Raw genomic sequence first — 20,048 nt, forward strand, 5'->3', positions numbered from 1 at the left:
TAGTATATAAAGTTAGTTATTATTAATGAGAACAGATATTAAATAATTTAATCAATTAGCAAAATATTCCAAATAACTGGTTTATAAGTTCTATATCCAAACTTCCAATATATTCTTCCACATCACTTAAATTGTTGTTTGCTGCGATCCCATTATTTAAATGAGCAATACCATTGCTGCTGATTCACCAGACAATAATCCCAATAAATAGCTTTTCAATTCCAACACAGATATTCCCATACCTGATGTTTCATTCAAATTATATTGTCTGTTTCAATTATACATATCATTGATACAAAACATGATAAGCATACAAACTAATATTAAAATCTTTAAAAAAGTAGCAACAATAAGAATTTCACCTTTCTTACTTCCAACAATCATTCCTCATTGTATAAACATATAGCCCAATAACTTCATTCAATATTAATATATATAAATTAATAATTACAAATTATTTTATGTATAGATGATAAGGTTGGTGAGAAAATTAGTGAAATTCCAGAATTAAACTGTAAGAAAACAAAAAAAGACATTGCTGAATTTATTAAATCAAAAGTATCTGAATCTAAAACTGATGGAATTATAATTGGTTTAAGCGGAGGAATTGATTCAACACTTTCAGCCTACCTATCCTGTGAAGCAGTTGGAAGAGAGAATGTTTTTGGAATAACTTTGCCATCCACTACCACACCAACAGAAGATAAAATTCATGGCGTTGATGTAGCTAAAAAACTAGGAATCGAATATAAAGAAGTGGGAATTGACACTATTTTAAATGAATATTTATCTGTAACTCAATTAGACAGTGATAATTTAGCTATCGGAAATTTGAAAGCTAGAATTAGAATGTCCATCATTTATTATTTTGCCAATCATAAAAACTACCTTGTTTGTGGAACAGGCAATAAGAGTGAAATCCTGATTGGCTACTTTACAAAGCATGGAGATGGCGCGTGCGATATTGAGCCAATAGGAGATTTATATAAAACTGACGTTTATAAATTAAGTGAATTTTTAAACATTCCAAAAGATATTATCTCAAAGCCTCCCCGCGCAGGATTGTGGGACAATCAAACTGATGAAGAAGAAATTGGAATGAGTTATGATTTACTTGATCAGATTCTTTATCTCCGCACACAAAGAGATATGAAAAATACTGAAATAGCTGAAAAATTAAGTATTTCCGTTGATGATGTGGATATGATTATTAAAAAAATAATCAGGAACCAGCACAAAAGCAAAGTTCCTGAAAGCCCTAAAAAAACAATACTAGACTGGTGATTTAGTGAGCGAAAATATTGAAGAGAAATGGCAGAAAAAATGGGCAGATGCAAAAATATTTGAATCTAACCCTGATGAAAGAAAAAAATTATACCTTACCGTTGCTTTTCCATACCCCAGTGGTGCAATGCATATAGGTCATGGCCGTACATATACCGTGCCTGATGTTTATGCAAGATTTAAAAGAATGGAAGGATTTAATGTATTATTCCCAATGGCATGGCATGTAACCGGTGCTCCGGTTATTGGAATAGCTGACAGAATTAAAAGAAAAGATCAGTGGACTCTTGACTTGTACCACAGAGTGCATGGCGTTCCCAAAGAAACTTTACCGAAATTGGAAGACCCCGAATACATTGTAAAATACTTCTCAACCGAATATCATGAAGTAATGGAAGAGATGGGTTATTCCATTGACTGGAGAAGAGAATTTAGAACAATTGATCCAACTTACAAAAAATTCATAGAATGGCACATTACACAGTTGCACGACAAAGGTTTAGTTGCAAAAGGTGAACACCCGGTAAAATACTGTCCTAACTGTGACAACCCTGTTGGAGACCATGATTTGCTTGAAGGTGAAGGAGTGGGAGTCAATGAATTAACATTACTTAAATTCCCAATTGAAGATAAACTTCTTGTAACAGCAACTTTAAGACCGGAAACTATAGTTGGAGCAACCAATATCTGGCTAAATCCTGATGTTGAATATCTTTTAGTTGATAATAACGGTGAAAATTGGGTAATCACAAAAGAAGCTCACTACAATTTGAAAAATCAGATTAAAAACTTAGAAATTATATCTGAAATTGATCCTAATGATTTAATTGGAAAAATGGCTAAAAATCCATTCACCGGCGATGATTTGCCAATTTTCCCCGCTAGTTTTGTAAGTGCATCTTACGGAAGCGGAGTTGTTTTCTCTGAACCTGCAGACGCTCCTGCTGATTACATTGCTCTTCAAGATTTAAAGAATAACGCTAAATTAATATCCAAATATAATTTAGAAGGCATTATTGAAAATGTTCATCCGATTCCTGTATGTTCACTTAAAGGATATGGAGAAATTCCTGCATCAGACATTATTGAAAGACTTGGAATTACAGACCAAAACGATGAGAAACTGCATGAAGCCACTAATGAATTGTACAAAGCTCAGCACAGTAAAGGTACCATTATCGAGTCAATACCTGACTTTGGAGGTATGAAAGTTCGTTTTGCACGTGAAGAACTAAAAGAAAAACTGATTGCTGATAATATGGCTACAATCATGTACGACTTTGCTGAAAGGCCGGTTGTGTGCAGATGCGGCAATAATTGTGTTGTTAAAATCATGGACGACCAGTGGTTCATGAAATATGGTGATGAAGAATGGACCAAAAAGACACAGGAAGTTCTTGAAGGAGAAACCATCATTCCAAAGGAAATTAAAAATAATTTCGAATATTACATTGACTGGTTAGACGATTGGGCGTGCTCTAGAAAAGTAGGTCTTGGAACCCGACTTCCTTGGGATAATCAGTGGTTAATTGAACCTTTAAGTGATTCTACAATATACATGTCTTATTATACAATTGCAAAATACCTAAAGGACATGAATCCTAATGATTTAAACCTTGCTTTCTTTGATAAAGTTCTCTTAAACAAAGATTCAGGAGAAATTAGTGTACCTGCTGAAAAAGTTAAAGAAATCCAAGATGAATTCAACTACTGGTATCCTCTTGACTGGAGATTGTCTGCAAAAGATCTGGTCGGTAACCACTTAAGCTTTTTAATGTTCCATCACAGTGCAATCTATCCTAAAGACAAATGGCCAAAAGGAACTGTGGTCTTTGGTATGGGTCTTTTGGAAGGAAATAAAATGTCTTCATCTAAAGGAAATGTTGTGCTTCTTAAAGATGCAATTCGCGATTATACTGCTGATGTTGTAAGACTCTTCTTAATGGCATCTGCCGAACCATGGCAAGACTTCGATTGGAGAGAAAAAGAAGTTTTAGGAACCAAAAGAAGGCTTGAATGGTTTAGGGAATTTGCTGCCAGAGTTGAAGAAATCAAAGGTTCCGCTTTAGACTTAAGCAATATTGAAAAAGTGAAATTAACAAGAACAGTTGATTTGTGGATGATTAGTCAGCTTAACCAACATATTAAAAATGCGACAGAAGCATTAGAAGTCTTCCAAACCAGACAGGCTTTACAGGATTCCCTATTCCTGCTTAAAAAAGATGTTGATCACTACCTCTACAGAATTAAACACATTATTGATGATAATGATCCTGCAGTAATTTATGTCTTATCAACCGTTCTTGAAGCTTGGATCAGGCTTCTTGCACCTTTTACACCTCATACTTGTGAAGAATTATGGGCGAGTTATGGTGGAGAAGGATTTGTAAGCGAAGCTGCATGGCCGGAATATGATGAAGAGCTTGTAAGTTCAAAAATTGAAAAATCAGAAGAATTGGTTGAAGATATCATCAAAGATATTGCGCATATTAAACAGATGGTTGGAGAAGATGTCGAAAAAGTCCACATTTACCTTGCACCGGACTGGAAATGGGATTTATACAAAATTGCTGACGAAGTTGGAAAGCCAGACATCGGACAAATCATGGGAAGAGCAATTGGAGCCAAAATCTATGATGATAAAAAAGAAATAGCTATGGTGGCTAAAAAAATCGGTAAAGAAATAACTAAAACAAGATATATCGGCAAAATTAACGAGAAAGATATTTTAACTGATGCTCTTGACTACATTAAAGAAGAATGTGGAAATGAAGTTATTATCCATACTGATGATTCATACGACCCTCAAAACAAGGCTAAAAATGCAATGCCTTACAAACCAGCAATATTTATGGAATAATCCCATTATTCCAACTTTTTTTCTTTAAAAACGTACCAATCAACTTCAGCAATCTTCAGTGGTTTAGGTTATACGTTAATGTTTTAATCCTGCACATCCATATACTATAATTTTCTTGCAAATACAATGTACCCACTATGACCAACCATACGGGTTTTTGGCCTTACACCCTGAGGTCTGACTTCAAGGCCTCGTTCTAAAATTTCAATGATTTCAATATCATAAAATCCCAGTTTTTTAGCAATGCGATGGGAAATTTCTGCCTGGTCTATGTAAGGTGCATACACTGCAAGCCATCCTCCAACATTTAAAGAATCCATTACCTCTTCAAATATTTCAAACGGCTTTGGCAAATCTAGAAAAATCAGATCAATGTTATCTTCGTTAATTCCATCTTTAATATCCTGATTTTTAACATGAACATTGGTAATTCCAAATTTTTCAATGTTTTTGCGGGCAACTTCGGCAAAGTCTTCTCTGATTTCATAGGTAAATACTTCCCCTTCAGACCCAACAACATTTCCAAAGTTAAGGGCAATAGCTCCAGCACCAGTTCCTGCATCAACAACACGTGAACCGGAACCCAATCCTGTATGAGCCAGAACCAACCCTATATCTTTTTTAAGAAGAATTGAGCATCTTCTATCCATAACATCAATAAAGTCATTGATATTTGGCTTTACAATTTTAAATGTGTGGTCTAAGTGGCTTTTAACCTCATCACCAATATCTGCATTATCCAAAACATCAGCAGACACAATTCCCAAATCACTTTGGAATTCTTCACCAGGTTTTAAAACATACTTTTTACCACGTTCATCTAAAATCATCTTCATTATTGTAACTCCGCTAATCTTTTTACTCTTTTTAAAGAATCAGGGTGTGTTGAGAATATTTCCATGAGCCCATTCTTTTTAGAAACTTTTATATCTGAAATGGCAAGTCTTCTTAAATCATCATCAGATATTGTTCCGTCATTGTCAAAATCAATTTGCCTGAACTCAAAAACATCGTTTTTTGCATTGTTTATATCATTGACAAAGAATGCTCTGTTTGAACTTGCATTTGAAATAGATTGGCTGCTGCAATTTGCCGCACCATAAGACAATTTGTATAATGCTGATACTAATGCTGCCGGACGATTTCCATATTCGACACTTGCTTCATCAGCATAGTATTCGCGAGTTCTTGAAATAAACAATACCAACAATTGACCGACCAAGTAAAATACATATCCAAGAATACCAATAATGATTCCAGCACCGTTATTATTATTGTCAGAATACAAAAATGACACAGCAAGATAATAACAGATCATCGGGATAACACTGACAGTGGCTGTGACAATCATGTCGTTGTGTTTGATATGACCCATTTCATGACCTATAACTGCTTTTAGTTCATCCCTGTCAAGCAATCCTAAAATCGGACGAGTAATTGCAATATGGCCACTTCTGCTTGATCTGCCATATGCAAAAGCGTTAGGAATGTTGATTTCAGATAATCCAATTTCCGGTTTCGGAATTCCTGCTGCATCAGCTAATTCTTGAACAATCTGGTGAATATGAGGTGCTTCGGCTTCTGATAAAGGCCTGACCTTCATTGAACGTTTTACCAAGGTTGGTCCAAACCAATATTGTAAAAATGCAATGAGCAAGCTTGCTCCAAAGTATAATTTCCAACTACTTATTCCCAGATATGCCCCTACAAGCATTATAAGGAAATATACAATTGAAAACATTAATACTGATGTTAAAATCATTCTTAACTTAAGTTTCCATGTGTTTTTCATTATTAACACCTATTTTTTGTAAACATTAATTTTCAAATGCTCACTTTAATTATATATTTATTATATTTCAATATATTTAAAAAGTTAAGCAAAAAATAATTTAATTACAACATACATAAATGTTACTATAAAAAAATGGTGATTTAATGAGCGGACCATGGGTAGAAAAATATAGACCACAAGAATTAAAAGACGTTGTAGGACAAAAACAAATCATTGCAAGATTAGAGAAGTATGTCGGCGAAGAAAGTATGCCTAATTTGATGTTTACAGGTCCTGCAGGTGTCGGCAAAACAACCACAGCATTAGCATTAGTAAAATCCATACTTGGAGAATACTGGAGACAAAACTTTTTAGAATTAAATGCGTCAGATGCAAGAGGAATTGAAACTGTAAGAAATAATATTAAAAATTTCTGTAGATTAAAACCTGTTGGTGCTCCATTTAGAATAATCTTTTTAGACGAAGTAGACAACATGACAAAAGATGCTCAACATGCTCTTCGTCGTGAAATGGAAATGTATACTAAAACCGCTTCATTTATACTTTCATGTAATTACTCATCAAAAATTATTGACCCGATCCAATCCAGATGTGCAATATTTAGATTCGCTCCAATAAAAGGAGAAGAAATAAAAGAACGTTTAAAGTATATTTGTGAAAATGAAGGATTTGAAGCAGATGACAAAGGTTTAGAAACAATAGTCTACTTTGCAGAAGGAGACATGAGAAAAGCAGTGAATGTACTGCAGGCCGCCGCTTCAGAAGGTGAAGCAATTACAGAAAATTCAGTTTATGAAGTTGTTTCAAAAGCAAAGCCACAGGACATTGGAAATATGGTAACTAAAGCATTAATGGGTGACTTTATGAGTGCCCGCAATATCTTAAGGGAAACCATGGTTCTTCAGGGAACCAGCGGAGAAGATATGGTTACCCAAATTTATCAGGACGTTTCCAAAAGAGTTCTTGAAGGAAAGATGAGTGCAGATATTTACTTAGATTTAATAGAAGCAATAGCTGAATGTGATTTTAGAATAAGGGAAGGAGCGAACCCAAGAATACAGCTTGAAGCTTTACTAACCCATTTTTTATAAGGTATGGAAATGTTATGGACTGACAAATACCGGCCACAAGAATTAAGCGAAGTGGTAGGTAATAACAAAGAGATTAAAATAATCACAAATTGGGTTAACGCTTGGAAATCAAATAACCCCCAAATACCGTTACTTATAGTTGGGCCCCCAGGTATCGGGAAAACAACTCTCGCCCAAATAATTGCAAAAGAATTTTCAGAACATGTTGAGCTTAATGCAAGTGATAAACGTTCACAGGACATTCTCAAAAGTACAATAGGAGAGTCATCATCTTCAAAATCCTTATTTGGAGACGAATATAAATTAATCATTCTCGATGAAGTAGATGGACTTCACGGAAGCAATGACCGAGGAGGAGTTAAAGCTATAGGAGATATAATTAAAAGTTCCAAACATCCAATGATTTTAATTGCTAATGATTTCTACTCAAAGAGATTGCAATCCATTAAACCGAAATGCCAAATAATTAAAATGAAAAAGCCAAGATGGAATTCTATCTCAAAACTCTTAAGAGAAATTTCACTAAAAGAAGACATAAAAGCAAATCCTCAAGCATTAAAAGAGATAGCTACAAAATCACAAGGAGACGTCAGATCAGCCATTAATACCCTGCAGGCATTGGCAAGCAAGGACTCATCACTTGAAGTGAATGATGTGGAAAATCTTGTAACCAAAGATACCCGTTCCGATATTTTTAATGCTATAAGCGGAGTTTTGAAAAGTAAAACACCTGCTCATGTTAAAGAAGCTCTCTGGATTGAAGAAGACCCCACACTGGTTATGGAATACATTGCAGAAAATATTCCAAGAGAATATAAAAAACAGGACGAAATTAAAAAAGCGTATGATTACATCTCAAAAGCAGATTTGTTCTTTGGAAGAACATTGACCAGCAGAAATTACGGTTATTGGAAATATGCAAGTGACTTTATGGGAATTGGAGTGAGTAACTCCAAACATGAAACCTATAAAAAATTTACAAAAATTCAGACTCCAACTATTTTCACATTAATGGGTCGGAATAGAGGTAAAAGAAACCTCAGAGATGGAATTGCTGAAAAAATGTCAGGAAAAATGCATGTTTCACATTCAATAGCGATTTCAATGTTTCCTTACCTTGAAATAATGTTTAAAAATGACGAACTTGCTTGGGAAATTTCTGACTTTTTAGAACTTGAAGAGACAGAAATCAAAAGATTTAGATCAAAAAAGATTCCAAAAACCGTTATTAATAAAATGGAAAAACAAAAAGCTCAAAAAAGAGTAGAAGAACGTGACAGACGTGCTGAAGAGCTTAAAAATCAAATGATTAATGTCATTAATGAAGTTGAAGAAAGCAGTGAAAATGACCTTCCATTTGAAATATCTGGTATCGATAGTGCTGAAGTTGAAAGGGGAGCTGCAGAAATAGAAGACGAACCTGCACCTAAAGAAGAAAAAGAAGAGAAAAAAGACAAAAAAACCGACAAACAAGTTTCATTATTTAGTTTTTAATTGTTGTTTATCCGATTCAGTAATTGAAAAATGAGCATCTGGTGTTTTAGATTATTTAAGGATTCTTAATTAATTCAGAATAATGTTAAAATAAGATATTAAAAGTTATAATTCTCTTCAATACCCTCTTATTTTAAAGATAAGAAGAATTATTGAGTTTTCAATTTTTCTTCGATAAATTCTGCAGCTTTTACAACATTTTCCCTATATTGAGGAGCCACATCTTCTAAAAATTCACTAAAGGAAATTGCCAACTCATTTTTGTTTTTATTTTCAATTAAATCCCTGCCATCATTTTCTAGAAATGAATTAATCCATTTTAAAGGCACATTAATTAGAGGATAAATTTCATCGGAACTTTTATTGAAATTTAAACCTTCACCTTCAAAAATGCCTTCAAAAATATCATTTACCTGATCATCCAAAATCAGAGGATTGGCAACTAAATCATGATCCCCTCCATAAACCAATTTAGCACCATATTTACGAGTATATGGCTCCATAATCAGTTCTACAATGAAATTATCCTTTGGCATTAAAATAGTGGAATTCGGACTGATTTCCAATGCCAGGTGTTTTGACGATCTTGAGCAAATTTTTTGAAATAGGGAGCTTCTCACAACTTCCATTTCAGGATATTGTTTATTAAAGGTAGCCTGTCTTTTTCTTGAAAACTTAGAAAATCTTAAATTGTTAATGTAAATTTTATCGGAAGTATATGAAATAAAACGGGTATCTACTCCAATTATTTTTAGAAATTTCAACACGTCTTTCTTGGAAGTTGAAAATTCTTCTTTTTCATTATCCATTCCTGAAATATCAAACATCAAATCCATATTATCACTTTAAATTAAGTGTTTGTTTTAGTGCTTTTTCCATCACTTCAACAGGTGCGTCTCTGCCGGTCCAGATTTTAAAGCTTTCAGCTCCCTGATAAAGCAACATTTTAATTCCGTAAACTGGTTTTGCATTTGCTTTAATAGCTTCTTTTATTAAAACAGTTTCATTAGGATTATAAACTGCATCAAATACAACCAAATCTTCATGCATGTTTTCTCCACTGGCTATTGGATTATCGTTAATATTTGGATGCATTCCAACAGGTGTTGTATCAATTAAAATATCTGCACTGTCAAGATAGTCGTCAATATCTAAAATAGAATCAGATTTAACATTGCCAATTAATCCGGATTCAAGAACATCCCCTGCTAACTTTTCGGCATTATCAACATTTCTGTTTAATATACTAATAGCTTCAGCACCGAATTTTGCCATATAAAATGAAATGGCTCTTGATGCACCTCCCGCACCGGCAATTACAATATTTTTATTTTTAATAGAAGTTATTTCTTCAATTGCCTTTACAGCACCTATTCCATCAGTATTATACCCTTTTAAGTTTTTAAAATCAATTGTATTTACGGCGCCTATTAAATTAGCCACTTCATCAATTTCATCTAAAAATTCCAATACTTCGATTTTATGAGGAATTGTAACATTAAATCCTTTAATATTTAATGATTTAGCCCCTATAATTGCTGATTTTAAATTATCAGGATCAACATCAAAGGCAACATAAGCATAATCCATTGCCAGTTTTTTAAATGCTGCATTATGCATAGGCGGTGAGAAGCTATGCTCAACCGGATGACCGATTAACCCGACAATATTTGTACTACCTTTAATTTTCATAATATCTAATTAGATTAACAAAGATTATATAAATTTGTATATACATACTTAACTTATACTATATTATTTATGAGGAGAGTAAAAATGGAATTTACAAGACCACGAGGTACAAGAGATTTTTTATTTGAAGAAATGAGAGAAAGAAAACAGGCAGAAAGTACCTTAAGAGAAGTATTTGAAAATTACGGTTATCAGGAGATTAAAACACCATTATTTGAAGAATTAAAATTATTTACAACCAAATCCGGAGATGAAATTGTAAACCAATTATACAATTTTAAGGACAAATCCGATAGAGAATTAACTCTGCGGCCGGAAATAACAGCTCCCGTTGCAAGATTATACTTAAACGAACTTGAAAAAACCGCAACAAAACCAATCAAGCTTTATTACTATGGAAGTTGCTTTAGATATGAAAGGCCTCAAAAAGGCAGATTCAGACAGTTTTGGCAATTCGGTTGTGAATTAATCGGTGCTAAAACCCCTCAAGGTGAAGCGGAAGTCATTGCACTTTGTACTGATGCAATTAAATCATTGGGAATCACTACTGCAGATGTTAATATTAACCATTTAGGAATCATTAGAGGATTATTTAAGCACTTTGACATTTCCGTTGAAAGCCAAAGTGAAATTATGATTGTCATTGACAAAGGCGATAAAGATTTGCTTGTTGAAGCTTTAAGTGGAGAAAATCCGGTAATTAACAATGATGAATTAAACCAGATATTGTTAAAATTAATTGATTTGGTCGGAGATGCATCTATCATCCCAGATGTTGAAGAATTAATAGCGCCTTATGAAGAGCCGAAAGAATCATTAGATGAATTAAAAGAATTGATTGCATTATTAGAAGCTTTTAAAGTTGAAAATTATACACTGAATTTAGGTGTTGCAAGGGGGCTTGACTATTATACCGGAATCGTATTTGAAATTTATGTTCCTGAACTAGGTGCCCAAAAACAGATTTGCGGCGGAGGGTCATACAGTTTAGTTAAGCTCTTCGGAGGCCAGGAAGTGGAATCCACTGGTTTTGCATTAGGTTTTGATAGGTTGATGAATGCAATTGAAGAACTGTCAGATAAAGAAGAATTGCCTTCACACTTAGATGTTTATGTAGCTCCTATTTCAAGTGAAGTCAGACCAAAAGCATTTGAAATAACACAACTTTTAAGAAAAAACGGTTTTAAAACCGATGTTGATTTAAATGGTAAAAAGTTCAGGAAGTTAATGAATTATGCCGATAAGATAAAAGTTGAAAAGATAATCATCATCGGAGCCAATGACCTGGCCGAAGGCAAAGTTACTGTTAAAAACATGATAAGCGGCGAGCAAAGCTTAGTTGATATTGATAACCTTATTGATTATCTAAAAGAGGAATGAATATGGAAATCAACTTCAGGCATGAAATCAATGGTGTTAAAGTAATTACTGCCATTGCACAAGATTTTAAAACAAATCAAATATTAATGTTAGCAAATATGAACAAAGAATCCTTAATTAAAACCATTGAAACAGGCAAAGCCCACTATTGGAGCACTTCCAGAAACAAAATTTGGCTTAAAGGAGAAAGTTCAGGCCATTTTCAGGAAGTAAAAGAAATCCTTGTTGACTGTGATATGGATGCAATTGTTTTAAAAATAAATCAGGAAGGTGCAGCCTGCCATGAAGGATACCTGTCATGCTTTTACAGGAAGATAAACACTGACAACGAAGTTGATATTGAGAATTTAAAGGATAAAGATTTAGAAGTTATTTTAGAAAGACTTGTAAACCCAGAAGACGTGTATTAAAATGAAATGCATAATACCCGACACAAGTGCCGTCATTATAGGTGCAGTAAGTGAAATACTTGAAAAAGAAGACTTGGATTATCCCGAAATTATAGTGCCGGAAGCAGTTGTCTGCGAACTTGAACACCAAGCAAATACCAATAGATCTGAAGGCAAGAAAGGTCTAAAAGAATTACAGAAATTACAGAACCTTCAATATGAAGGAGAATTGTCCGTTAGTTTTAAAGGAAAAAGACCAACAAATTATGATATCAAATATGCCAAAAGTGGGGAAATCGATAGCATCATACGGGATTTGGCAAGAAGCGAGATGGGAACTCTTCTTACAAACGATAAAATACAGGCTGAAACTGCCAAAGCTCAGGGAATTCCAGTTTATTATTTCAAACAGGAATATAAAGAGAAACCACTTTCAATCGAAAAATACTTTGATGAATATACCATGTCCATACATTTAAAGGAAAATGTTGTTCCAATGGCTAAAAAAGGAACACCCGGCCATGTGGATTTTGAGATATTAAGTGAAAAACCTTATTCATACAGAGAACTCAACAAGATTGTGGAGGAAATTCTGGATAAAACAAAAAATGATCCGAAAACCTATTTGGAAAGTGATAAAGAAGGTTCTTTTGTTGTTCAATCAAGAGAGTATCGGATTTCAATAGCTTATCCTCCATTTTCAGAAGCTTTGGAAATCACAGCAGTACGTCCTGTAGCCAATATTAGTTTAAATGAATACAATTTATCTGAAAAGTTATTAAACAGAATCAGGACCAGTGCCGAGGGAATATTAATCTCCGGTTCACCAGGAGCGGGCAAATCCACTTTTGTGCAGGCCATTGCAAAATATTATTCCTCAAAATTAAATAAAGTCGTAAAAACAATGGAATCCCCAAGAGATTTGCAACTTCCAGATGAAATTACACAATATTCTCCATTAGAAGGAAGTATGGAAAATACTGCAGATGTTCTGTTGCTTGTAAGGCCGGACTACACAATTTATGATGAACTTAGGAAAAACAGTGACTTCAGCATCTTTGCGGATATGAGATTAGCAGGTGTGGGAATGATTGGAGTTGTACATGCAACTCGTCCGATTGATGCAATTCAAAGAATAGCTTCAAGAGTGGAACTTGGAGTAATACCTTCAATCGTTGATACAAGTATTTATATTGAAGATGGCAGAGTTACAAGTGTTTATGAAACAAAAATGACTGTTAAAGTTCCAACCGGAATGAAAGAAGCTGACCTTGCAAGACCGGTTATTGAAGTTAGAGATTTTGAAACCGGCGAGCTTAAAAATGAAATTTACACATATGGTGAGCAAACCATTGTTATGGACATGAATCTAGTCAACGGCTCATGTGATAATGAAACACAAAAATCATCTGTTGACAAAATTGCTGAAAAAGAAATCTTAAGAAAAATTAAGAAGATTCTTCCTAAAAAAGCCAAAGTCGATGTTGAAGTAATATCTCCTGAAAGAGCGAATATCTATATCCCTGAAGAATTTATTCCAAAAATTATCGGCAAAAATGGTAAGAGAATTGCCGAGATTGAAGAGTCAATTGGAATAGGACTTGGAGTTGAGGTGATTGAAAGCAAACCTGTTAACAAATCCCCAATTGAAGTGGACATCATCCATACCAATAAACAGCTGATTTTAAATCTGGGCAGAGACAATGGAAGAAAAAATTTTGATATTTTAATAGGTGATGAATATTTACTTACCGCAACAACCTCTAAAAAAGGAGAAATAAAAATCAAAAGAGGAATTGAACTGTCCGATTTTATTATCGAAGCTATTGAAATGGGATTGGAAATAATGGCTATTAGGAAAATGTGATATTTATGAAAATTGGGGCATCCACACTAGCAGGAATTGAAGATGATTTGGAAAACACTTTGGAATTTATTGAAAGTTTAGGCATGGATTATGCTGAACTAGTACACCAGTATCCTTTTGAAAATATTGATATTGACTTATTAGACAGTTTCAAATTAAAATATTCCATTCATTCTCCATTTTTAGATGTTAATATTGCAAGTCTTCAAAGTCAAACTAGAAAAAATGCAGTCAGACAAATTAAATCATCGATTGATCTGGCAAATAAAATTGATGGAAAGGCAGTTGTGGTTCATCCGGGAACAACCTCCTTTTTAGCCGACAAATACTTTAAAAATGAGGTCATTAATGTTTCCAATGAATCGATGGTGGAAATTGGAAAATACGGAGAGAATTTGGGAGTGCTAACAACTTTTGAAAATATGCCCATATTTGATACTATGATTTATTCAAATATGGAGGAACTCCATGATTTTTTAAAAAATAATAATCTTCACATGACACTGGATATTGGTCACAGCCAACATGCAGGATATCCTGCAAATGAAATGTATTTTGATTCAATTAAACACGTACATATCCATGATAATTTTGGTGATGACGACTCACACCTTGCTTTAGGTGAAGGCTCTATTGATTTAAAACATATAGTAAATACTTTAGAGAAAAATAATTATGATGGCATCTATATCATTGAAGTAAATGACTATGATTCCATCAAAAAAAGTTATCAATACATGAAAAATAACTTCTAGAGAAGTCTTTTTTCACTAATTTCTTTTTGGAAATATAAATATTTTGAATCAATGACCTTTCTTATATCATTGGCTGTTTTTTTACCAATGCCTTCAACTTCCTGAAGCTCGCTTTCACTTGCATTAATTATATTTCCCACAGTTCCGAAGTGAGACAGTAAATTTTTAGCATTGACCGGTCCAATATTCGGCAGGGATTCAACAATGAATAGCTGTTGTTCTAAAAGACTGAGAGGTTTTTTATCTGTTCTAAGTTGAATCGGTGCTCTTTCACCACCTTGTTCACGAACAGCAATTCTTTTAATCATAGCCGCCGTATCTTGAGCGTTTCTTGTTGGAATAATGCTAATACCAAAATCAATTGCAATTGAAGCAAGTGAACCTCGAATTGCATTAGGATTGACCATACCATTATACAGACCATCTCCTTCGAGAATCAGCAAAGGACGTTTGAATTCCTCAGATAGCTCACTGGCCTGTTTAAAGAGTCTTTTATCAATAATTGAATCTACGAAATCTTTAGTGGTTTTCCTCTCGATAGCCACTTCATCACTTACCTGATAATCCGCAACAGCCATTGAATGAACCTTAACATCAATTTCCATTTCAGTCAGATGTCTGATTACCTTAGAATTTCCTTCACGTGAATCTGCATAAACAACAGGAAAATTGTTTTCTTTTTTAGGCCTTTCAATTACTTTAACATGCCTTTCATTTTCCATGCGCTCAACAGCAGAAGCATTTAACTCATCAAGCACATCCTTATCAATGAGCTGGTTTCTCATGCGACTTTCTTTATTGATGCTGGACCAGTAATAAGCTTCATCCTTTGTTCCATTTGTAATTAATACTTTCACACGGCCTGTTCTTTTACGGCCGGTCCTTCCACGACGCTGAATCATACGCACTTCAGACGGAACAGGCTCATACAATATAACCAAATCAACAGCAGGAATATCAATACCCTCCTCAGCCACACTAGTTGAGAGCAAAACATCATACTCTCCAATTTTAAAGGATTTGATAATGGCCTTTTGTTGTTTTTGAGTCAGGCCTTTTTCACCATCCTTTGATGCCTGACCAAAAAATTTAGCTGACTTGATTCCTTCACTTTCAAGCTTTTTATGAATCATTTCTAAAGTATCTCGGTATTGTGTAAATACAATGATTTTAGATGCATTTTCATCGCTCTTATCATCAAAACGAGATGTTTTAAGTTTAACCTGACCGCTTTCTTCGCCTAATTCTTTTTTGATAATATTTGTAATTTCTTTTAATTTAGGATGTTCCCATCCATGTTTTTCAGCGTCTCTCGCCATTTTAGCTGCCCGGCCAAAATTGTCATCCCACATCAAGGATTTAGCAGCTTTAGTTTTCTTTTTACGAAGTCTTGCAACATATTTATTGAAAGTTTGAACGCCCTGAGTTTCAATTAACTCTTGAGAGTGCTGGATATTAATAACAGCACTTAATATTGAAATAGCCTGGAACAGGTCTTTATCAGGATTAGTTGATCTTGCAATTTCACCTTGAACATTATTTCTTGCATTTAAGACATCCACTTTACCAACAGATACGGTTCTGATAATATCCATATTCTTTAAAGCTTTAAGTCTGACTTTTAAAGCCTTGTCAATGTGTTTTTTAATTTTTTCAAGTTCACTGCTCATTTTTACCCTAACCCATTCGATTTCAACAGGATTAAAGTAAGGTTTTACATCAGAATCGTCTTCTGTTTTAACAACAATATTCTGAATGTATAAATTTTCACAGATTTCCTTAATTTTAAGTTTATCAGAACCCGGCGAAGCGGTAAGACCCAAAATCAAATTAAATTTAGATTCCCGTATATAACGGGAAGCAAGATAAACATAAGAATAAGATCCGACAGCATGATGACATTCATCAAAAACGACTAATGACACATCACTTAAATCATACCGACCATTTAATAAGTCAGATTCGACAGTTTGCGGCGTTGCACAGATTATTCTTGATTCTTCCCATCTTTTAACTCTTTCTTCAGGTTTAATGGCTCCTGTTAATGAAGTGCATGGAAGAGTAAAAAAATCTTTAAAACTTGCCTCATGCTGTATTGCCAAAGGTTTAGATGGAGCCAGAACCAATATTTTAGAATTTTTGACTTTTTGCAATCTGTCTGCCGATACCAAAACTGCAACGATAGTTTTACCTAATGCAGTAGGTGCAACAACCATAGTATTACCTTTTTTTAAGACATCACCGGCAAGAATCTGTTGGTATAATCTTGATTCGATTGTGTCTTTTTTCAATAAAGGATGATTAATATAACTGCCCATAATAAAACCCATATAATTGATAATTTTAAGAATTCATACCTAACCCTTAAGTTATTATCATATTTTTATCTTTTTTAATATTATAAAATATTTAGTAAGAGCATTTGAAAAGTAAAAAAAATAAAAATAATAAAGATATTATAAATCTGAAACTACATCTTTAAATTTTGTGGCGGCTTCGCCAATAGCAATTACCATTTCACAATCTAAATTTAAAGCTTTCTTTAAACCGTCTCTTACTTCTTCTTGTGAAGCTCCAAGAGTTCCGGTTTTTTTAAAATTATCAACATGATTTAAAAAGATTCTATCGTTTAATTTAGAATTTGCTTTTAGTTTCTCAACGGCTATTTTTTGAGATGCTACAGAAGCCGGAACAATGAATTTTGAGAATTTTAAAACACTATTGAATATATCAATATCCCCTTCATAACCAGATTCAGATGATACTGTAATAACAGTAGTAAAATCACCGAATAACTTTTTAAATTCCTTTAAAACAGTTTCCACACCTGCAGGATTATGAGCGTAATCAACATAAATATCTTTACCATTAACCTTGCCTACTTCTTCCATCCTTCCACTAACACCATCAAAACTAGCAATTGAAGGTAAAATTTTATCATAAGGCAAGTCCAAGAATTTATGAGCTGCAATAATGACTCCAGTTAAATTGTATACATTGTGAAGTCCATCAATACCCATTTTAACTGTTAATTTTTCATTTGGAGTGTGCAAATCAAAAGTTCTATTTTTTAAATCGATATTGGTTGCAATATAATCCACTTGAGGAGTTGTCAGCCCGCATTTGCAGAAATAATAACCACAACCTGAAATTATTTCTTTAACTGCAATCTCTTCCCCGCATACGCATTCTTTCATGCCGATGGATTCCGGAAGTTCATCAACACCAAAGGTAATTACTTCTCCTTTAAAATCAAGTTCTCTTAAAAGTCCCATTATTGTTGGATCCTGCCCATTTACAATTAACTGACCAAGGCCCAATTCTGAAATAAACTCTCCTTTAACATTAGCATAATCCATAAAACTTCCAAGGTCTTTTAAATGGTCCGGAGTGATATTGGTAATTAATCCTGAAGACATTGAAGTATCTTTAACTATTCTTCCAACAGTGCCAGAAACACCAAATGTTCCGACTTCAAGAATTCCAACATCCCCATCAAGTCGGGATTGTAAAATAGGTATAAACTCCGCATTTCCCTGCATACCATCTAAATCATGCTCGCATGGTTTAATTCCATTATCGTAAGCAATTTTTTTAAGCAATGTGGTTGATGTTGTTTTACCGTTAGTGCCTGTTATTCCGAATACTGGTTTTTCAGATTTAATCATGTCAATAACATCAAACAATTCAACAATTGGCTTGTCTACTTTTTTAAATAAATCATCATCTTTTGACAAACTTGCAGGAGGAATTATATAATCCGCTTTTTTGAAAAAGGCCTCAGGAGCTTTTCCATAAAATACTTCAATATCATAACCTTCTAATGATTTGGCAAAACGACAATCCTTTTTAAATGACAAATCAGTTCCAATAACATCATATCCTCTTTGTTTAAGGATTCTGGCTATTAAATTTCCGTTTGCACCGCAAACACCAATAACGCCAAAGGTTTTATTTTTATTCATATTTTTTACTTCCTTTTTCAAGTCCTTTAATAATTTTATCAACAGTTGTCAGCCTGTCATACGCAATAAGCGGCCCCATATGTAAAATGATGTCTCCAGGTTCGGAATATTTAAAAGTCAGTTCGGCAGCCTTTTCTATATTCTCAACAGCCACTTTTTCAATATTAGGGTTTGATACAGCATCTAAAATCTTTTGTGCAGCATCCAGTTCAACACATTGTGTAACTTCGTTAAATCCGCTAGCTATAACAACTTTAATATCATAACCGCTGATTAGCTGACCTACCTCTTCTTTATCCCTTACAGACAATGTATCAAAATGATCAAGGAATAATACGACACTTTCATCTTTAAAGTAATCCAGAGTTATTTTCATTCCATCATATAGAAATGCGGAATCAAGAATAACTTTCCTGCCGTTATAATCCCCAACATCTTCCATGTGTGCCGGCAATCCTTTAAATTCAGTTAAAGCATCAATTATATCTTCTTTACCAATGCCATAAGTTAATGCAACAGCAGATGCCGCAACAGAGTTTTCAAAAAAATAGCTCATCATGGAAAATGGTGTTGTAAATTCATTTTCCCCATATTCAATAGTCAGTGATTTGTCCCCAACGCTACCTTTAAAATCGACATCTTCTCCGAGGGCATAGAATATTGCGTCGCTACGGACTTTTTCAATAATATCTCTGCAAGAGTTATTTGAAATGAAAGTTTCACTCATAGCTTCAAGCACCAATTTACGTTGCTGGTATTTTTCAAGAGATCCCCCAAACTCGGATAAATGGTCTTCTGCAATATTAGTTAAAAGACCTATTTTAATATCCAGCCTATCCAAAAGACCAATAGTTCCATGAGGAAGTTCAAAAATGGCTATATCACATTCTTCGGATTTGCCTTTAACAATACCATCAATAATGGCTTCTGAAACTAAATTGTTTACAAGAGACGAACAGGACCATACTTTATATCCTGCCTGTTTAAATAAGCTGGTTGTAATAAATGTTGTTGTGGTTTTTCCCATGGTTCCAGTAATACCAATAATGTCAACTGGAATCAGGTCATTTACTATTTTGGAGAAATCCTCATTGGTTAGAATCTTTAAGTTGGATTTCTGAATCTTTTGAGCTATCGGAGCGGAATCCGGCAAAGTAGGAGGCATATAAACCGCATCAAAGCCATCTGTTGAAGGATCTTTATTAGGCATGTCTAAAGTAACTCCTTCTTTTTCCATCTCAATTAAACTTCGTTGAAATTCAATTTTAAATTCAGAAATGTCTTTTAAATCTGTTACTACAACATCATGGCCTAAATAATTCAATAATCTTGCAACGGGCCTGCTAGCATTTCCCGCGCCAACAACTAAATAATTCATAAAAAGTCTTCCTCACAATTTTTATTAGTTTAATATTTGAAGTTTATTAAATTTAAACATTTAATAAATATTTTTAAAAAAAAGAATTTTAGGAAATT

At 33.9% G+C, this 20,048-nt stretch carries 15 protein-coding genes; 8 read left to right on the forward strand and 7 right to left on the reverse strand.

The features are described from left to right. Positions 1-498: 498 nt before the first annotated feature. Together Q4Q16_RS01235 and leuS are read left to right on the forward strand one after the other, a co-directional pair. The gene (locus tag Q4Q16_RS01235; RefSeq protein ID WP_303345660.1) at positions 499-1,284 is read left to right on the forward strand and encodes an NAD+ synthase; all 786 of its coding nucleotides are present in this window, start codon (positions 499-501) and stop codon (positions 1,282-1,284) included. Between the two features lie 4 nt (positions 1,285-1,288). Next, on the forward strand, positions 1,289-4,144 hold the full coding sequence (gene leuS, locus Q4Q16_RS01240; RefSeq protein WP_303345602.1) for a leucine--tRNA ligase: 2,856 nt from the start codon (positions 1,289-1,291) through the stop codon (positions 4,142-4,144). 104 nt (positions 4,145-4,248) lie between these two features. Here the strand turns inward: leuS and Q4Q16_RS01245 are convergent, their stop codons facing one another. Beyond that, the gene (locus tag Q4Q16_RS01245) at positions 4,249-4,980 is read right to left on the reverse strand and encodes a tRNA (adenine-N1)-methyltransferase (protein WP_303345604.1); all 732 of its coding nucleotides are present in this window, start codon (positions 4,978-4,980) and stop codon (positions 4,249-4,251) included. Next, on the reverse strand, positions 4,980-5,936 hold the full coding sequence (locus tag Q4Q16_RS01250) for a zinc metalloprotease HtpX (protein ID WP_303345605.1): 957 nt from the start codon (positions 5,934-5,936) through the stop codon (positions 4,980-4,982). Before Q4Q16_RS01250 ends, Q4Q16_RS01245 begins: the two co-directional genes overlap by 1 nt. 146 nt (positions 5,937-6,082) lie before the next feature. On the opposite strand from Q4Q16_RS01250, the gene Q4Q16_RS01255 reads away from it, so the two are divergent. Beyond that, the gene (locus tag Q4Q16_RS01255; protein WP_303345606.1) at positions 6,083-7,030 is read left to right on the forward strand and encodes a replication factor C small subunit; all 948 of its coding nucleotides are present in this window, start codon (positions 6,083-6,085) and stop codon (positions 7,028-7,030) included. 9 nt (positions 7,031-7,039) lie between these two features. Then, a complete protein-coding gene (locus Q4Q16_RS01260) occupies positions 7,040-8,524 on the forward strand; it encodes a replication factor C large subunit (protein WP_303345608.1) in 1,485 nt (494 codons plus the stop codon). Positions 8,525-8,673: 149 nt separating this feature from the next. Here the strand turns inward: Q4Q16_RS01260 and Q4Q16_RS01265 are convergent, their stop codons facing one another. Together Q4Q16_RS01265 and aroE are read right to left on the reverse strand one after the other, a co-directional pair. After that, positions 8,674-9,360 (reverse strand): ATPase, encoded by a 687-nt coding sequence (locus Q4Q16_RS01265; RefSeq protein WP_303345609.1) that lies wholly within the window; start codon positions 9,358-9,360, stop codon positions 8,674-8,676. Positions 9,361-9,364: 4 nt separating this feature from the next. After that, positions 9,365-10,216, reverse strand: a complete 852-nt coding sequence (gene aroE / locus Q4Q16_RS01270) for a shikimate dehydrogenase (RefSeq protein WP_303345611.1) — start codon at positions 10,214-10,216, stop codon at positions 9,365-9,367. 84 nt (positions 10,217-10,300) lie between these two features. Here aroE and hisS point away from each other — a divergent pair, with 84 nt between their 5' ends. Genes hisS through Q4Q16_RS01290 form a run of 4 tightly spaced genes read left to right on the forward strand, consistent with a single transcriptional unit; the run spans position 10,301 to position 14,607 of the window. Continuing rightward, the gene (hisS, locus tag Q4Q16_RS01275) at positions 10,301-11,596 is read left to right on the forward strand and encodes a histidine--tRNA ligase (RefSeq protein WP_303345613.1); all 1,296 of its coding nucleotides are present in this window, start codon (positions 10,301-10,303) and stop codon (positions 11,594-11,596) included. Positions 11,597-11,598: 2 nt separating this feature from the next. Further along, complete coding sequence (gene hisI, locus Q4Q16_RS01280; RefSeq protein ID WP_303345615.1) at positions 11,599-12,006, forward strand: phosphoribosyl-AMP cyclohydrolase; 408 nt, start codon at positions 11,599-11,601, stop codon at positions 12,004-12,006. Position 12,007: 1 nt separating this feature from the next. After that, entirely contained in the window at positions 12,008-13,852 is a 1,845-nt protein-coding gene (locus Q4Q16_RS01285) for a PINc/VapC family ATPase (RefSeq protein ID WP_303345617.1), read from the forward strand. Positions 13,853-13,857: 5 nt separating this feature from the next. After that, a complete protein-coding gene (locus Q4Q16_RS01290) occupies positions 13,858-14,607 on the forward strand; it encodes a sugar phosphate isomerase/epimerase (protein ID WP_303345619.1) in 750 nt (249 codons plus the stop codon). Here the strand turns inward: Q4Q16_RS01290 and Q4Q16_RS01295 are convergent. The 3 genes from Q4Q16_RS01295 to Q4Q16_RS01305 all read right to left on the reverse strand — a co-directional run bounded on the left by Q4Q16_RS01295 (position 14,604) and on the right by Q4Q16_RS01305 (position 19,950). Beyond that, complete coding sequence (locus Q4Q16_RS01295) at positions 14,604-16,925, reverse strand: DEAD/DEAH box helicase (RefSeq protein WP_303345662.1); 2,322 nt, start codon at positions 16,923-16,925, stop codon at positions 14,604-14,606. The genes Q4Q16_RS01290 and Q4Q16_RS01295 overlap by 4 nt on opposite strands. A 138-nt stretch (positions 16,926-17,063) precedes the next feature. Next, a complete protein-coding gene (locus Q4Q16_RS01300; RefSeq protein ID WP_303345621.1) occupies positions 17,064-18,572 on the reverse strand; it encodes a Mur ligase family protein in 1,509 nt (502 codons plus the stop codon). Continuing rightward, on the reverse strand, positions 18,565-19,950 hold the full coding sequence (locus Q4Q16_RS01305; protein ID WP_303345623.1) for a Mur ligase family protein: 1,386 nt from the start codon (positions 19,948-19,950) through the stop codon (positions 18,565-18,567). The genes Q4Q16_RS01300 and Q4Q16_RS01305 overlap by 8 nt, the downstream gene beginning before the upstream one ends. Positions 19,951-20,048 lie beyond the last annotated feature (98 nt).

Origin of the sequence: Methanobrevibacter sp. (genome assembly GCF_030539875.1) — an archaeon.
Classification (GTDB): Archaea; Methanobacteriota; Methanobacteria; order Methanobacteriales; family Methanobacteriaceae; genus Methanocatella.

Coding starts and splice junctions, on each gene's coding strand:
- Q4Q16_RS01305 (WP_303345623.1), bottom strand. CDS start 19,950: ATGAATTATTTAGTTGTTGGCGCGGGAAATGCTAGCAGGCCCGTTGCA.
- Q4Q16_RS01265 (WP_303345609.1), bottom strand. CDS start 9,360: ATGGATTTGATGTTTGATATTTCAGGAATGGATAATGAAAAAGAAGAA.
- Q4Q16_RS01285 (WP_303345617.1), top strand. CDS start 12,008: ATGAAATGCATAATACCCGACACAAGTGCCGTCATTATAGGTGCAGTA.
- Q4Q16_RS01300 (WP_303345621.1), bottom strand. CDS start 18,572: ATGAATAAAAATAAAACCTTTGGCGTTATTGGTGTTTGCGGTGCAAAC.
- Q4Q16_RS01295 (WP_303345662.1), bottom strand. CDS start 16,925: ATGGGCAGTTATATTAATCATCCTTTATTGAAAAAAGACACAATCGAA.
- aroE (WP_303345611.1), bottom strand. CDS start 10,216: ATGAAAATTAAAGGTAGTACAAATATTGTCGGGTTAATCGGTCATCCG.
- Q4Q16_RS01250 (WP_303345605.1), bottom strand. CDS start 5,936: ATGAAAAACACATGGAAACTTAAGTTAAGAATGATTTTAACATCAGTA.
- hisS (WP_303345613.1), top strand. CDS start 10,301: ATGGAATTTACAAGACCACGAGGTACAAGAGATTTTTTATTTGAAGAA.
- Q4Q16_RS01245 (WP_303345604.1), bottom strand. CDS start 4,980: ATGAAGATGATTTTAGATGAACGTGGTAAAAAGTATGTTTTAAAACCT.
- hisI (WP_303345615.1), top strand. CDS start 11,599: ATGGAAATCAACTTCAGGCATGAAATCAATGGTGTTAAAGTAATTACT.
- Q4Q16_RS01255 (WP_303345606.1), top strand. CDS start 6,083: ATGAGCGGACCATGGGTAGAAAAATATAGACCACAAGAATTAAAAGAC.
- Q4Q16_RS01290 (WP_303345619.1), top strand. CDS start 13,858: ATGAAAATTGGGGCATCCACACTAGCAGGAATTGAAGATGATTTGGAA.
- Q4Q16_RS01260 (WP_303345608.1), top strand. CDS start 7,040: ATGTTATGGACTGACAAATACCGGCCACAAGAATTAAGCGAAGTGGTA.